General features: G+C 72.0%; 9 protein-coding genes. 4 read left to right on the top strand and 5 right to left on the bottom strand.

Annotated features, from left to right (window positions below):
• Position 1: 1 nt before the first annotated feature.
• Positions 2-859, bottom strand: a complete 858-nt coding sequence (locus KYK13_RS11185) for a DUF459 domain-containing protein (RefSeq protein ID WP_223644057.1) — start codon at positions 857-859, stop codon at positions 2-4.
• 102 nt (positions 860-961) lie between these two features.
• Positions 962-1,762, bottom strand: a complete 801-nt coding sequence (locus KYK13_RS11180) for an alpha/beta fold hydrolase (protein WP_223644056.1) — start codon at positions 1,760-1,762, stop codon at positions 962-964.
• A gap of 250 nt (positions 1,763-2,012) precedes the next feature.
• Between KYK13_RS11180 and KYK13_RS11175 the strand changes: the two genes are divergently transcribed.
• On the top strand, positions 2,013-2,372 hold the full coding sequence (locus KYK13_RS11175) for a hypothetical protein (RefSeq protein ID WP_223644055.1): 360 nt from the start codon (positions 2,013-2,015) through the stop codon (positions 2,370-2,372).
• A 19-nt stretch (positions 2,373-2,391) separates the two neighbouring features.
• On the opposite strand, the gene KYK13_RS11170 is transcribed toward KYK13_RS11175, so the two are convergent.
• Both KYK13_RS11170 and KYK13_RS11165 read right to left on the bottom strand, forming a co-directional pair.
• A complete protein-coding gene (locus KYK13_RS11170; protein WP_223644054.1) occupies positions 2,392-6,270 on the bottom strand; it encodes an AAA family ATPase in 3,879 nt (1,292 codons plus the stop codon).
• A 280-nt stretch (positions 6,271-6,550) separates the two neighbouring features.
• A complete protein-coding gene (locus tag KYK13_RS11165; protein WP_223644053.1) occupies positions 6,551-7,696 on the bottom strand; it encodes a hypothetical protein in 1,146 nt (381 codons plus the stop codon).
• 509 nt (positions 7,697-8,205) lie between these two features.
• Between KYK13_RS11165 and KYK13_RS11160 the strand changes: the two genes are divergently transcribed.
• Both KYK13_RS11160 and KYK13_RS11155 read left to right on the top strand, forming a co-directional pair.
• Positions 8,206-10,233: a YgiQ family radical SAM protein gene (locus KYK13_RS11160; protein ID WP_223644052.1), complete on the top strand. Its 2,028-nt coding sequence runs from the start codon at positions 8,206-8,208 to the stop codon at positions 10,231-10,233.
• Between the two features lie 88 nt (positions 10,234-10,321).
• Positions 10,322-10,822: a hypothetical protein gene (locus KYK13_RS11155; RefSeq protein ID WP_223644051.1), complete on the top strand. Its 501-nt coding sequence runs from the start codon at positions 10,322-10,324 to the stop codon at positions 10,820-10,822.
• Between the two features lie 50 nt (positions 10,823-10,872).
• Here KYK13_RS11155 and KYK13_RS11150 read toward each other — a convergent pair whose 3' ends face one another.
• Positions 10,873-13,887: an ATP-binding protein gene (locus tag KYK13_RS11150; RefSeq protein WP_223644050.1), complete on the bottom strand. Its 3,015-nt coding sequence runs from the start codon at positions 13,885-13,887 to the stop codon at positions 10,873-10,875.
• A 295-nt stretch (positions 13,888-14,182) separates the two neighbouring features.
• Between KYK13_RS11150 and KYK13_RS11145 the strand changes: the two genes are divergently transcribed.
• Positions 14,183-15,166 carry a ChaN family lipoprotein gene (locus KYK13_RS11145; protein WP_223644049.1) on the top strand — a complete coding sequence of 328 codons (984 nt, stop codon included), beginning with the start codon at positions 14,183-14,185 and terminating at the stop codon, positions 15,164-15,166.
• Positions 15,167-15,286: the final 120 nt, after the last annotated feature.

Below are 15,286 nucleotides of genomic sequence, written 5' to 3'. Positions count from 1 at the left end.
CTTAGGGGACCAGGGCCTGCATCGCCGGCTTCACCGGCGCGGCGGCGGGACGCGCGGTGTGCTGCTCCTCGGGCTCCGGGGCCTCCAGGCCCAGCACGCCCAGCACCTCCGGATACACCTTGTTCGCGAAGTAGCGCCCGCCGGCCACGGTGAAGTGCACGCCGTCCGTCATGCGCAGGCGCATGGGCTTGCGGAAGCCCTCCACGCGGGCCTGCTTCAGCGCCCTGCCGCGCGCGTCGGTGAAGAAGGGCCGCGTCTCCAGGTGCACGGCGTCCTCGCGCCCGGAGATGACCTCGCGCTGCAGGTCGCGGATCAGCGTGAGCTTCTGCTCGAAGCGCTGGCGGCCCGTGGCGGGCAGCTCCAGCCAGACAATCTTGCGGCCCGGCGCGGAGATGGCGGTGACGAAGTCCGTGATCCGCTGGCGGTACTCGCCCTGCCAGTCCGGCTTGCCCCACTGCACGGTGGCGTGCCCCTGCCGCGTGTGCAGGGCCTGCCCGTCATTGCCGCCGATGATGACCACCACCACGTCCGGCTGGTGCTCCTTCACCTCCTGCTGACCGACCTCCAGCCAGTCGAAGAAGTCCGGGCGCGCCAGGCCCGTGGACGACTTCGCGCGGCGCTCGCAGCGGATGAGCGGGTGCGCGGCGAGCTGGTTCTGGAGGTACTCCCCGAAGCCCGTGGCGATGAGGCTGTCCCCCAAGAGCAGCACGGTGCGGCGCGGCGCGGGCGGCGTGGCCCGGGCCGGCGCGGCGGGCTGCACGGGCGAAGCGGCCAGTGCGGGGGCGGTTTCCGGAGCGGCCTGGGCCGCGGTGGACAGGAACGACAGGAAGAGGAGCGCGCGAAGAGGACGGGTCGACATCGGCGGGGGCGAAACTACTTTGCGCCTCCGCGTCCGTACACCCCCCCACTGGGAGGGCGGATCCGTCGAACCGTGCGCGCGCTGTCAAGGCCGCGTGCGGCGTCAGGCCGCGGACCCCGCCTCCGACTCCAGGGCCGCCGCGAGCCCCGCGAGCCCCGCGAGCCCCGCGGGCGCGAGCGCCTGGAGCCACGGCGTGAGCAGCCGCGCGCACTCCTCCGGGTGCGAGAAATAGGGCACGTGTCCCGCGCCGCGCAGCAGATGCCGGGGCGTGCCCTCCGGCAGCGACGCGGCCAGCCGCTCCAGCGAGGACGGCGGCACCAGCACGTCGCGGTCCCCCTGGATGCACAGGCACGACACGTTCAGCGGACGCAGGTCCGGCGGCGGCGGCTCCGCGTGGATGGAGAACGCGCGCCGCAGCGTCGTCAGCCGCTCCAGGGTCGTCGTGGGCACCACGTCCGCCACCTGGTGCGAGGCCACCGGCCGCCACGCCGCCAGCGACGCCGCGATGCGTCCAGGACGGCCCACCACCGCGATGGGGCCCATCATCGCGATGATCCGCCCACGCGGCCCCACCTGCGCGGTGCGCGTGAAGGAGCCCAGGAACGCGACGCCGCGCGTCGCACCGCCCGCGGCCAGGTGCGCCGCCACCATGCCGCCAAAGGAGCTGGCCACCACCGCGTCCACCTTGCCGGTGACGCGCAGCACCTGCTCCGCCAGCGCCCTCGCGCCGCAGGCCGCGTGCCTGCCTTCCGGGTACTCGACGAGCACGGGACGCGCGACCTCCGTCAGCCGCAGCGCGAGTTCGCGGAAGCCCGATCCACGAGCGCCCAGTCCCGGCAACAACAGGACACGGGGCCCTTCGTCACTTCCGCCCATCTCCGTCAGCTCCACCGTGTGGCGCATGTCCCCTGCTTTCCTCGAAGCGCGCGGAGAACAACGTGGATGCCCTGGGTCTGCCCGGTCCCACCGGGTGGCCTGCACGACCCACGGACAAGAGCTGACGCCCCCGGTGGCTCGCCTGCCAGGACGGAGAGTGATACATGATTCATCCCACCATCCTTTTCCAGCGTCACGCTGCATGGTGTCCGGTGGCCAAGGTTTTTCGCGTCCGGCGTTCTGACAGCGACAGGGCGAAGGGTTAAGAATGGTCACCGTGAATCTGCATGCCTTCGGGGAGTTCGTTCGCAAGCATCGTCCGGCCCTGGAGCTTCGGGCCGCGAGGCTTTGCGCTGGCAGCTCCGTCGATGCCACGGAGCTCGTGGGCGAGACGCTGGAGCGCGCCCTGTCCGTCTTCGAGCGGCTCCAGGACCAGGACACCGCCGAGGTGTCGCAGTGGCTGGAGGGCGCCATGAGCCGCTGCTTCGCGCGGATGGGCGGACAGCTGCCGGACGCGCGCGCCGCGGCGCCGGATCTTCAGCAGACGTTCGACCTGCTGCGCGCGCGCTTCCGCGAGGTGTACGGGCAGCCGGCGTTCGGCAAGAGCGCGGGCGTCACCGGCGGCTGGAGGATGTAACAAGCCCGCGGCGCCTGTTTCAGGGCGCCGGGCGGTGGCCGGACAGCGTCTCCACGTACGACGCGGCCACCCGCAGGAAACGGCCCCCACGCACGCCGGTGAGGTACTGGCGCTTCATCGCGCGGGTGGACCCCACGTAGAACATGGCGCGGCGGATGCGTTCGTTCTCACGCGCGTTGCGCTGGCGGGCCCCCGCCATCCACGCCTCGATGGAGTCCAGGGCCTCCAATCCCGCGAAGAAGACGACGGGGCACTCGTGGCCCTTGCAGGAGAACACCGTGGTGGCGCGCACGTGGTCCACGCCGCTCACGCGGAAGTCCGTCACGTCCCGTCCGCCCTTGCCGCCGTAGGCCTCCGCGGGCACGCCCGCCTTGCGCAGGGCGTCCGTGAACGACGCGGGCATCACCGGCGCCACCACCAGGATGTCGCCGGGGTGGACGCCCTCCTCGCTCACGAGCCTGGCAATCTCCCTGGCCACCCAGCGCGCCTCGCTGGTGCCGGAGGCGAAGTCCTTCACCTGCGGCAGCACGCCGCCGCGCTCGGTGGACTGCACGCGGTAGAGCCCCTCCAGCGTCTCCTCCGGCAGCCACAGGAGCCGCTCGCGGGCCAGCTCCCCGGCCTTCATGTACTCGCGCATGCCGGGGTCGGTGACGCGGTGGTGCCGCAGCGGGTCCAGCACGACGTTGAAGGCCACGTCGAGGATGTCGCGCGTGGCGCGGAACGTCTCCTTGAGCACGCGGGTGCGGCCGCGGAAGGACAGCCCTTCGGGGAGCTGCTCCTTCAAGCTGTCGATGGGCACCTGGCCGTAGACGTTCTGCGAGTCGTCCATGAACAGCTGGAAGCAGCGGGACTCGCGGCCGTCCTCGCCCACGATGGGGCGCACCAGGGCGTGCAGGGAGGCCAGGCCCCTGGCGTCCATGTCCTGCGCCTCGTCCACGAAGACGGCGTCGAAGGTGTGGGGCTCCAGGCGCCTGAGCGCGCCCACGTGCTTCACCGTCACCTGGGCCTTGAGCGGACGCACCCGCTCCGGTCCGGCGCGAACGGTGAGCGCCTCCACGAGCAGCTTGTCCACGAGCGGCGCGAGCGAGCGGTTGTAGAAGGACACCAGCACCCGGGCGCGCGGGTTCTCCAGGAGGTAGCGCGCGGCCCAGTGCGCCAGCACGTACGTCTTGCCGCTGCCGGCCACGCCGCGCACCAGGTGGTGCCCGTCGTCGAAGCGGCGCTCGAAGAGGGAGACCTGCTCCTGGGTGAAGAGCGGCCCCGTGTCCTTGCCGCCCGCGATTTCACCGCCCAGCCCCATGGGCACGAGCGGCGGCGGGGGCGGAGGCGGGGGACGCGGCGTGGCGGCGAGCAGCTCCAGCTTCGGCGGCGTGCCCGCGTGGACGCGCACGCGCGGCAGCAGCGACAGGAAGCGCGCGGGCACGGGTGACGCGCGGGCCTCCGCGCGCGAGGCGAGCACCAGCAGGTATTCCTTCGCGCGGCTGGCGGCGACGTTGAGGATGGGCACCAGCGTGTGCGGCGGGAAGGGCCGGCCTCCGGCCACCGTGTCCACCATCACCACGTCGTACTGGGTGCCCTGCTGGCGGTGGATGGTGGAGGCGCTGAACATGTCGTGGCGCAAGCCCGCCGCGTTGCCCAGCTTGCGCAGGAGCGCCGCCTGCGCGCGGTAGGGCGTCACGCACAGCACGGTGAGGCCCAGGCGCACGGCCTGGCGGGCCAGCGTCACGGCGAGCTCCGCGGACAGCTCGCGCTGGTAGCCGGAGCCCGTCTCGCCTCGGCCGTGGGTGAGGCGGCGGGTGTCGCGGCTCAAGCCATCCAGCACCAGCCACATGGCGCGGGACGGGAAGGCGGGCACGGGCGGAGGCTTCTGGGCCCGGTCCTTCACGAGGTCGCCGTCCTCCAGCGCGCCGCCGTAGCAGAAGTGGCTCACCACCCTGGCGATGTCCGGGTGCATGCGGTGCTGGGTGCGCAGCAGCAGCACGTCCGGGCGCTGCGCGTCCTTCACCGCGTCTTCCAGGTGGGACAGGGCGCTGGCGCGCAGCCACGTCTGGGTGCCCTTCCCCGCCCCTTCCGCCGCGCGGCTCACGGGGCCGATCTGCTTGGGGTCTCCCGCGAGCGTCACCTGCTTCGCCAGCGGGGCCAGCAGCGCCGTCGCCGCGCGCGTCACCATGCCGGCTTCGTCCACGACGAGCCGCTGGAAGGTCTCCTCGCCCTCCAACTCCGACACGAGCCGCAGGGCGCGGTGCACGGTGAGCACCATGAGGGGGCTTTCGCCCTTCTCCGCCTCCTTCAGCGTGGGGTCCTTCACGCGGCCGCGCAGCGTGCGCAGCTCCGCCTGCATGCGGGCGAGCTCCGGCGCCGCGCCGCCGCGGGCGCGCTCCAGGGAGAGTTCGCGCTCACGCTCCTGGATGGTGTTGAGCAGCTTGCTCGCCTTGGTCTCCTCCAGCGCCACGGTGGGCAGCTTGTGGAGGGCCTCGCTGGCGCCGGTGCCGCCCCGGAAGATGCTGCGGGCCAGGGGGCGCAGCGGGATGGGCTCGCGCTCCAGCAGGGCGCTGACGCGCATCACCAGCTCGTCCGCGGCGCGGTTGGTGGGGGCCACCGCGAGGATGCGCTCGTGGGGGTAGGCGCGAAGGGCGCGGGCGATGAGGTCCGCGACGGCGGTGGTCTTTCCCGTGCCGGGGGGGCCCCAGATGCTGCCCCACGGCTGGCGCCACAGCCGGTCCACGGGGATGAGCTCCGCGTCCCGGGGGGACGGCGGGGCCGGGAGGAGCTCTCCCTTCGCGCGCGCCAGGGCGTTGTCGAGCGCGGAGAGGCGATCCTCGTAGGCGGTCGCGGCCGCGCACAGGGCCTCCGCGAAGTCGTAGGGCCGGTAGCACCAGCGCTCGCAGGAGAGGACGCGGCGGTCCAGGTCCTCGCCGGAGTCCGAGGAGGCGAAGACGCGGCCGGATTCGAAGTCCAGGTGGACGATGTTCCCGGCGAACACCAGCTCCTCGCCGAGGAAGCCCAGCAGCGAGCCGCCGGACCAGTCCGGATCCGCGGCGGGAACGGGCACGAGCCCCAGTACGCCGGGCCCGGCCAGCCCCACCTCGCGGGCCTCCTGGAGGCGCTGTGCGCGGTACTGGCTGCGCTCGGCCAGCAGCGCGTCGCGGAGGTCTTCGGGAAGGTAGGCCGGAGCGACCCACTGCTCCCGGCGACGCCCGGAGGACACGGCGGCCTGCATTGCCTGGCGTTCCGCGGGGGTGGCGTCGCCGGAGGCGGACACGTCGCGAGTGGGCGCTTCTTCGCGCGGGCGGGTGTCGGCCGCGTCGTCCACGCGGACGAGCTCCGGCGCGGGCGGCTTCGGCGCTCGCGGAGCAACATTCGCGTCGAAGGGGGCTGCGTCCTGCGTTCCCAGTGCCTCGTTGCCCGGCGCACGGCTGGCGATGGACTTCGCCGTGGCGGGGCCCGCGCCGCCGTGGGTGGGCGCACCGGGCGTCTCCTCCGTGGCAATGGGCCGCGCAGCGACAGTGCCCGCATCGGCCGGGCGCGGAGCATCGGCATCCCCTGCCGCCGAGCCATCCGCGACCGGCTTCGTTTCGACGGCGTCAACCTCCGCCTTGCGCTCGCGCGACGGCGCGGATGCATCAGCCGTGTCGGTGGACTCGTCACCTCGCGCGGCGGGACGCGCGGGCACCACGCGGTTCACGCGGTGCGAGGCCGGCATGGAGGCCAGCGCCGCCGAATCCAGCTCGCGGAAGGTCAGCGTCCTCCCCTTCGCGGACGCCCTGCCCTTCACGTCCGGCGGCTTCGGCTCAAGCTCGGCGTCCTCCTCTGGCGGCCAGGGCTGCCGGACGCGCAGCACGGGGGCGGCGTGTCCCGCCTGGACGTCCGTGTCGTACTCCACGCGGAGCACGGGCATGAGGTCATCCGGAGCACGCTCGTCCCGCGGCGCCTCCCCCTGACCTGACTCCTCGTCCGTCCTGCGCATCATACGGGGTGCTCGCGGCCGCCCTTCCCCGCCTCGGGAAGGGGCGCTGCCGGGAGCCGGCCAAGCTAGGGGAGGCGTCGATCTGCGTCAACGCGCGCGCGGGCCCCTTGCACGCCTGCACCACCGGTGAAGCCTCCCTCACGCACGACGGCCCGGGCCGCGCACCCTCGCGGACCCGGGCCGTCATCACCGCGGGCAAGCCCCTCGCGGACTACAGCAGCGAGCAGAGCAGCCCGCTGCCCGTGCCCGGCGGGCAGCCCGTGCCCTGGCAGTACGCGGGCCCGACGCCGATGGAGATGAGGCCCTGGAGGCTGGGGACCTTCACCTTGCAGGTGCCGGTGGTCTTGTTGCCGGACGGGTCCTTCACCTCGTAGACCATCGTGTAGACGCGGCCGTTGCCAATCAGGCTGGACTCCGCGCGCAGCTGCGCGGACTTGCGGTCCGCGGCCAGCTTGATGTCGTTGCACTTGAAGAGGTTCAGGCTGAGCAGCGCGTCCTCCGTCTCATCCGACTCCACGCGGATGATGGTGGCGGCCTGCTGCAGGTCCATCGTCCCGCCGCAGTTGTCCGTCGCCGGCTGCGCGCAGTCCGCCAGCGTCACCGTCTTGTAGTCCGCGAACGGCGAGCGCGGCAGCACCAGGTTCTTGCTCGCCCCAGCCACCGGCCCCGTCTGGTCCACCACCGTCACCGTCGCCGAGCACGAAGCCGAGTCCATGCCGTCCGACACCGTGAGCGTCACCGGCGTCGCGCCCACCGTGTAGGCGCCCGCCGGGCTCTGCTGGCGGCTCAGCGCCTGCGGGGAGAGGTCCGGATCATACGAACCGTTGTCGATGGACGCCTGCGCCGAACAGGTCGCGTCCGCCACCACCGTCACGTCCCTGCACGCCGCCACCGGCGCCTGGTTCACCACACAGCCGCCGCCCTCCGCCAGCGTCACCACCGCCGTGTTGTTCGTCTCGTCGTCCTCCGGGAAGGCGTCGAAGGCGTCCGCGACCACGTACAGCTGCCGCGTGCCCTCGGGCACCGTCACCACCTTGGAGAACGGGTAGCGCTCCTGGCCCACCAGCCAGGGCACGTCGATGGTGTCCAGCAGCGTGCCCCCTTCCGCCGGGTTCCCCGCGTAGATGCCCGCGATGGACGGGTCGATGCCCGTGGGCGCTGCGTTGCGGATGGCGCCCGTCACCGTCAGCACGTCGCCGTCACACGTCACGCCCACCTCCGCCACCGCCAGGTCGATGCCCGTGTGCAACGCGGCCCGGGCCTCGCCCACGGCCGCGCCCTCCTCCAAGGTTTCGGTACCACACCCCCCCAGCACCAGCAGGGAGGCAAACAGGGACAGCGGACGGCGCAAGGACATGACTCTCTCCAATGAGCGGGGCAGTGCCGAGATGTGGGGAGCGGGCCTGACGCCACCCAATGGCAGCCAGGCCCGTTGTCATTCTTTGCCACAGACATACTTTTCTAGCAATACGGGCAAAGCAGCACCCAGGTCCAGGTGCACCGGGCACCCATTCGGATCACAAATGACCCGGGCATCTGCCTTTGCGAGGAGCCGAGAAAAGGCAGTCCCACCCGCGACCGCACCGACTGTGAATTCCTCTACAACAGCGAGCAGGGCAGCCCGCTGCCCGTGGTCGCCGGGCGCCTTCACGTTGCAGGTGCCCGTGGCAATCACACACACGGCGCACGCGCGTTGACAGCGACTGCGTCCGAAAGCTTTTGGACACACGGACAATGCGGCCCTGTCGTCTTCTGGCGGCCCCTCCAGCTGCCTGGACACCCGGGAGGCAGGCGGCGGTCGCAGTGGACAGCGCCTGCCCGGATGGGGTTGGTTGGGCCTTCCCCACTGTCGAGGGGACCAAGCCCATGGCCTCCATCACTCCGCGTCACGCCTACCCGTTCCTCCCCGTCACCCGCGCCGACATGCAGGCCCGGGGGTGGGAGCAGTGCGACATCATCATCGTGAGCGGCGACGCCTACGTGGACCACCCGGCCTTCGGGCCGGTGCTCATCGCGCGCTTCCTGGAGGGGCGGGGCTTCAAGGTGGGGATCATCCCCCAGCCGGACTGGCACTCGGCCGAGCCCTTCAAGGCGCTGGGCAAGCCCCGGCTCTTCTTCGGGGTGGCGGCGGGCAACCTGGACTCGATGCTCAACCGGCTGACGGCCCAGAAGAAGAACCGCTCGGAGGACCAGTACAGCCCGGGCGGGCGCACCAGCTGCCGGCCGGACCGGGCCTCCATCGTCTACGCGCAGCGCTGCCGCGAGGCGTACCCGGACGCGCCCATCGTCCTGGGCGGCATCGAGGCCAGCCTGCGGCGCATCGCGCACTTCGACTACTGGAGCGAGAAGGTGCGCCGCTCCATCCTCTTCGACGCCAAGGCGGACCTCCTGGTGTTCGGCATGGGCGAGCGCCCCATCTGGGAGATCGCCGACCGGCTCAACCGGGGCGAGCGCATCGAGGACCTGAAGGACATCCGGGGCACCGCGCACCTCATCAACGACGCGGCGATGAAGGCCCTGGAGGCGGACCCTGCGAAGCGCGCGGCGGACCGCAAGGTGGTGGTGCTGCCGTCGTATGAAGAGGTGGTCGCGGACACACGCGCCTTCGCGGTGATGAGCCGGGACTTCCAGTTGGAGACCAACCCCGGCAATGCGCGCGCCATCGCGCAGCGCCACGGCAACCGCGCCATCTACATGAACCCGCCCGCCCGGCCGCTGGAGGATGGCGCCGGGAACGCCCCCGGGGACACGGCCACGGTGGCGATGGACGAGCTGTATGACTTGAAGTTCAACCGCGTGCCGCACCCCATGTACACGGAGCCCATCCCCGCGTACGAGACGGTGAAGCACTCGGTGGTGCTGATGCGCGGGTGCTTTGGCGGCTGCACCTTCTGCTCCATCACGGAGCACGAGGGGCGCGTCATCCAGAGCCGCTCCGCCCAGAGCGTGATGCGCGAGGTGCGCGAGCTGCGGCGCATGGGGGACTTCCGGGGGACGATTACCGACCTGGGGGGCCCCACGGCGAACATGTACAAGCTCAAGTGCAAGAGCCCGGACATCGAGAGCCGCTGCCGCAAGCTGTCGTGCGTGCACCCGGGCGTGTGCGAGAACCTCCAGACGGACCACGGGCCGCTCATCTCCCTGATGAAGGAGGTGCGCGAGGAGCCGGGCATCAAGCACGTCTTCATCGCCAGCGGCGTGCGGTACGACCTGGCGGAGCTCTCGCCGGAGTACGTGAAGGAGCTGGCGGCACACCACGTGGGCGGCCAGCTGTCCGTGGCGCCGGAGCACGTGTCGCCGCGCGTGCTGGAGAAGATGAAGAAGCCCGGCATCGAGAGCTTCGAGCGCTTCCAGCACATGTTCGCGTGCGCCAGCGAGGACGCGGGCAAGGAGCAATACGACATCGCCTACTTCATCAGCGGCCACCCCGGCTCCACGCTGGAGGACATGGTGATGCTGGCGCAGTGGCTCAAGGAGAAGGGCAAGCGGCCCCGCCAGGTGCAGGACTTCATCCCCACGCCCATGTCGGTGGCCACGGCCATGTATTACACGGGCCTGGACCCCATGAAGATGGAGCCCGTGTACACGGCGAAGGGCCTGCGCGAGAAGCGGCTGCAGAAGGCGCTGTTGCTCTACTGGAACCCGGAGCACTGGCCGCTGGCGCGCGAGGCGCTGAAGCTGGCCGGGCGCGCGGACCTCATCGGACGGGGGCCCAAGGCGCTGGTGCCGCCGGAGTCCCCCGCGGAGGCCGCGCGCCTGCGCCGGGCCGCGGAGAACGCGGAGCCCGCCGAGAAGGGCCTGGCGACGAACGCATGGCCCCGCCCGGTGCAGCCGCGCGCGCAGCCGGGCCGGAGCGGGAGCCGCACGCCGCGTCCGGGGCCTCGCGGGCGGTAGGGGCGCCCGGCTTTCGTTCCGGGGGGAGGCTCGGGTATAGGTGCGCCGCCTTTTCTTCAAGCGGCCACACCGCCGGAGCCACACAGCCATGCCCAGGACTTCCCAGGAGCAGTCGCAGGAGCGTCACGCGTTCCTGCTCGACCTCTTCCGCAACCAGCCCGACCTGAGCCGCCAGGACGCCCTGGAGGCCTTCAAGGACCGCTTCGGCGCGACCATCAACCTGCGCACGTTCAACGAGCTGCGCGACCAGGCGAAGAAGGAGCTGGCCTCGCAGCCCGCCGCTCCGGCCGCCGCCCCCAAGGAGGAGCAGGACGTGGACGTTCAGGACGAGCGCGCCGAGGTGACGGCGGAGGACGCGGGGACGCTGCTGAAGGCCGCGGCGGCCCCGGAGCTGCACGCGGGTGCGGCGCCGGCGAAGAAGCCGAAGGCGAAGGGCCCGGGCGCGCGCAATGTGTTCGTGGACGCGCCGGCGGATCAGCTCCAGTTCCTGGAGCGCGTGATTGGACAGCTCCAGGAGGCCGGTGCCGCCAACGTGCGCATCGACCACGCCACGGACCGGTGGATGGTGCTGGTGGTGGACTCCAAGTAGCCGTCAAAGCCAGACAGACAATGTCTGACACCCGGGGCCCGCATTCCCATTCAGGAGCGCGGGCCGTCCAGCGGCAGTGACACCGTGAAGGTGGCGCCGCCTCCTGGCGTCTCCAATACGTCGACGCCGCCGCCGTGGGCCTCCACCACCTGGCGGGCGATCCACAGGCCCAGGCCCAGCCCTCCGAAGTTGCGCACGGGCACGGCACGCTCGAAGCGCCTCCAGATGCGCTCGCGGTCCTCGGGACGCACGCCGATGCCGTGGTCCACCACCGTCAGGCGCGCGTTCGGGCCCACCTGCTCCACGTGCACCTCCACCGGCTTGCCCGGCCCGTACTTCTGCGCGTTGGACAGCAGCCCCTGCACCACCTGCTCCAGGCGTCCCCGGTCGAAGCGGCCCCACACCGGGCCGGCGATGCGCAACGTCACCTCGCAGCCCTCCCGGGCCAGCTCCTCGCGTGACTGGGCCACCTCCTCCGACACCAGCGCGGCGAGGTCCACGTCCTCCACGTCCAGGTGCACCGGCCCCGAGGACAACAGGGGCACGTCGAGCAGCGTCTCCACCATCGTGGCCAGCCGGTGCACCTGCCGCCGCGTGTGCAGGAGCCGCTCGGCCAGGCGGGCGCGCTCCTCCGGCCCCAGGCTCCGCTCGATGAGGTCCAACTGAAGGCGGAAGGACGCCATCGGCGTCTTCAGCTCGTGGCTCACCACCGTCAGGAATTCGTCCCGCGCGCGGACCGCCTCCTGCAACACCGCCTCGCGCGCGGACAGCTCCGCCACCTCGCGGCGCACCCGCGCCATCTCCAGTTGCGTGCGCACCCGCGCCGCCAGCTCGCGCGCGGAGAAGGGCTTGACCAGGTAGTCATCCGCGCCCGCCTCCAGCCCCTCCACCGAGGCCTCCTCGCCCGCGCGCGCCGACAGCAGGACGAAGGGGATGGCCCGCAGGCGGGGGTCCGCGCGCAGCTCGCGCAGCAGGCCGAAGCCGCCCAGGCGCGGCATCATCACGTCGCTCAACACCAGGTCGGGCGGGCGCGCGCGGATGGCCTGGAGCGCCGCGAAGCCATCCTCCGCCGTCTCCACCGTCAGCGACGCGTCCAACAGCCCCGTGATGTACGTGCGCAGGTCCGCGTTGTCGTCCACCACCAGCACCCTCGCGGCCATGGGGGGCAGCAGCGGGATGGACTTCGTGCCTTCCGGGAGCGCGGGCGCGGGCTCCGCGCCAAGCCATCCGCGGATCTCCTCGACGTAGGAGGACGCGCTCCTCGCGATGGAGCGCGCGGGCACCGAGCCCTCGGCGACGAGCTGCTCCCGGGGCAGGTGGCCGCTGCCCAGGGGCACCGCGACGCAGAAGGTCGTGCCCTGCCCCAGCGCGCTCTTCACGCCCACGGTGCCGCCGTGCAGCCTCGTCAGCTCCTGCACCAGGCTCAACCCGATGCCGCTGCCCTCGTGGCTGCGCGAGCGGGCGTTCTCCACGCGGTGGAAGCGCTCGAAGATGTGCGGCAGCTCCGCCTCCGGGATGCCGCTGCCGGTGTCCCGGACCGTCAGCAGCGCCTGCCCCTCCTCGGTGTGCAGCCGGACGTGGACGCCCCCCTCGAAGGTGAACTTCATCGCGTTGGAGAGCAGGTTGAAGACGATCTTCTCCCACATCTCGCGGTCCACCCAGACAGGCTCCGGCAGGGGCGCCGCGTCGAGCGTGAGGGTGAGCTGGGCGCGCTTCGCGATGGACTCGAAGTGGCTCACCAGCTCCGCGGTGTAGGCGGACAGGTCCGTGGGCTGGAACGCCGCGCGCACGCGCCCGGCCTCCGTGCGGGTGAAGTCGAGCAGGGTGTTGACCAGCTTGAGCAGCCGGCTGGCGTTGCGCTGGACCAGGGACAGCCGCTCGGCCTGGCGCGGCCCCAGCGGCTCCCCCGTGTCCGACAGCGCGTCCTCCACCGGCCCGAGCATCAGCGTCAGGGGCGTGCGGAATTCGTGGCTCACGTTGCTGAAGAAGGCCGTCTTGGCCCGGTCCAGCGCCGCCAGCTGCTCCACCCGCGCGCGGGCCTCCTGCTGCGCCCGGGCGCTGGAGACCGCCGTGGCCAGCGCCCCCGCCACCAGCTCCAGGAAGCCCCGGTACTCGCCCTCCAGCCTCAGCACGGGGCTCAGCCCCACCACCAGGAAGCCCAGGTCGCGGTCTCCTTCCGCGTGCGGCAGCGGCAGCACCAGCGCGGGCCGGGGCGGCTCCGCGGCGTCCGGCGCTCCGAGCCAACCGTTGAGGTCCTCCACCCGCAGGGCCTGGCGCGCGCGGGCCGCCTCGGCCAGGGGGCTCCCGCCCTGCTCGGCGCGCAGGCCCAGGTGCGCGGGCACCGCCGCGCTCCGGGCGCCCATGCCGGTGGAGCCCGCGAGCGAGGCCCGCGCCCCATCCGCGTCCGTGACATAGAGCCAGGTGAAGGGCAGGTCCGCGGGGTTCTCCGCGAGGGCGCCCAGGGCGGCCCGGCACGCCTCCTCCACGGAGCCCGCCCCGCTCGTGCGCTCGGAGAGCAGGTGCAGCGTGCGCAGGCGCCGCTGCCCGAGCACCTGCCCCGTCGTCTCCAGGGCGGGCGTGTAGAAGCCCACCACCGTGCCGGTGTCGTCCAGCACCGGGGCGTAGGACCAGGTGAAGTAGGCCTCCTCGGCGGAGCCGCCCCGCTGGATGGGCAGCGACTGGCTCTCCGCCCAGTTGGCCCGCCGGGTGCGCTCCAGCTCCTCGAACAGGGGCCCCAGCTGGGGCCACAGCTCCGGGAAGACGTCGCGCAGCGGCCCCAGCGCGTGATGCGGGTGCTTGGCCCCCATGATGGGGATGCCCGCGTCGTTGTAGAGCTGCACGCGCTCCGGCCCCCAGTAGATGAACATCGGGAAGCGCGTCGTGAGGCACATGCTCACCAGCGTGCGCAGGATGGGCGGCCACGACGTGATGGGGCCCAGCGGCGTCCCGGACCAGTCCCGCTCCAGGATGAGCCGCCCCATCTCGCTGCCCTCGCGCAGCGTGGTGAGCCACCCGGCCAGGGACGGGGCGGCCCCGATGTTCCCTGGCGTGTTCTGAGCGTTCATCGGGTGGATCAGGGAGGGCTTGAAGGGTGCGGGACGCGTGGATGAGGCGGTTTGAGGTGGACGTATCGACCAGCTCCCCCCACTTCAACGCCGAAGTCCTCCCGGCGGGGCCGTTCCGTCGCCCAGCGAGCAGGACTTCACGCCCTGGGAAATTCGGGCCAGCCCGTCACCTTGCCAGGGGAGCAGCCGGGCGGACAGCCCCTGTTCGCGCCCAACAAAGGCAGACATTGTCCGGGAGTGCGGACCCGGGCCTTTTCCCACGGAAAACCCGGCGCGGGAGGGGTGAGATGGCGGGATGACACGAATCCCTTTCGTCCTCGTCCTCGCGCTGGCCACCGGTTGCGCCAGCAGGCAGCAGCAGCCCTCCCCGCCTCCCGAGAGGGAGTGGACCACGACGCTGTACCGGGACCACCCGCTGGTGGGGCGCATCTGGGACGTGGCCGCGGGCCGCTTCGTCAGCGAGAGCGCCCTGCGCGCGGCGGTGGTGCCCGCGCACTTCGTGCTCCTGGGTGAACGGCATGACCATCCGGATCATCACCGGCTCCAGGCGGAGCTGGTGCGCGCGAAGACGGCGTCTGGACAGCGCCCGGCGCTCGCCTTCGAAATGCTGGACGTCACGCAGCAGCCCGCCGTGGACGCGGCGCTGAAGGCGCATCCGGAGGACGCGGAGAACCTGGCGAAGGCGGTGGACTGGGCGAACAGCGGCTGGCCCGCCTTCAGCCTCTACGAGCCTGTGTTCGCCGCGGGCCTCCAGGCACACCTGCCCATCGTCGCCGCCAACCTGCCCCGCGCGCGGGTGCGGGAGCTGGTGATGAAGGGACCCGAAGCACTCCCCGCCGCACTGCGCTCACGCCTGGGCCTGGAGGCCCCCGTGCCGGAAGCGGAGGCGAAGGCCGTGCGCGAGGAGCTGGACCGCTCGCACTGCGGACAGCTCCCGCAGGAGATGCTGGAGCCCATGGCGCTGGCCCAGCGGGCGCGCGACGCGATGATGGCGGACCGGCTGCTGGAGACCGTGACGGCGGACGGCGCGGTGCTCATCACCGGCAATGGCCATATCCGCGAGGACCGAGGCGTCCCCGCGCACCTGGAGCGCCGCGCGAAGGACGTCCCGGTGCTGAGCGTTGCGCTGCTGGAGGTGTCGCCGGAAGCGCTGAAGCCGCAGGACTACGCGGCCGTCGCGGGCGCCTCCACCCTGCCCTACGACTACGTCTGGTTCACGCCGGCGATGCCAGAGGACGATCCGTGCAAGGGATTAAGAGAACGAAAAACCCAGCAATAAGTCGCAAACATCTTGCTTTCTCACGACATGAAGTGACCGCATCCTGCGACAGGGAGTGTCAGACCCCGGTGCTATGTGAAATGGCGGCACCGGGTGGTGAGCGATGCCTCAGCCTCATCC

It is taken from the genome of Corallococcus sp. EGB, assembly GCF_019968905.1.
Classification (GTDB): Bacteria; Myxococcota; Myxococcia; order Myxococcales; family Myxococcaceae; genus Corallococcus.
The sequence above is the reverse complement of the archived record's forward strand: the minus strand, read 5'-3'. Positions and strand labels throughout refer to the sequence as shown.

Excerpts from the sequence above, each read along its gene's own strand:
- KYK13_RS11185 (WP_223644057.1), bottom strand. The coding sequence starts at position 859 with ATGTCGACCCGTCCTCTTCGCGCGCTCCTCTTCCTGTCGTTCCTGTCC.
- KYK13_RS11145 (WP_223644049.1), top strand. The coding sequence starts at position 14,183 with ATGACACGAATCCCTTTCGTCCTCGTCCTCGCGCTGGCCACCGGTTGC.
- KYK13_RS11165 (WP_223644053.1), bottom strand. The coding sequence starts at position 7,696 with ATGTCCTTGCGCCGTCCGCTGTCCCTGTTTGCCTCCCTGCTGGTGCTG.
- KYK13_RS11170 (WP_223644054.1), bottom strand. The coding sequence starts at position 6,270 with ATGCCCGTGCTCCGCGTGGAGTACGACACGGACGTCCAGGCGGGACAC.
- KYK13_RS11150 (WP_223644050.1), bottom strand. The coding sequence starts at position 13,887 with ATGAACGCTCAGAACACGCCAGGGAACATCGGGGCCGCCCCGTCCCTG.
- KYK13_RS11180 (WP_223644056.1), bottom strand. The coding sequence starts at position 1,762 with ATGCGCCACACGGTGGAGCTGACGGAGATGGGCGGAAGTGACGAAGGG.
- KYK13_RS11160 (WP_223644052.1), top strand. The coding sequence starts at position 8,206 with ATGGCCTCCATCACTCCGCGTCACGCCTACCCGTTCCTCCCCGTCACC.
- KYK13_RS11155 (WP_223644051.1), top strand. The coding sequence starts at position 10,322 with ATGCCCAGGACTTCCCAGGAGCAGTCGCAGGAGCGTCACGCGTTCCTG.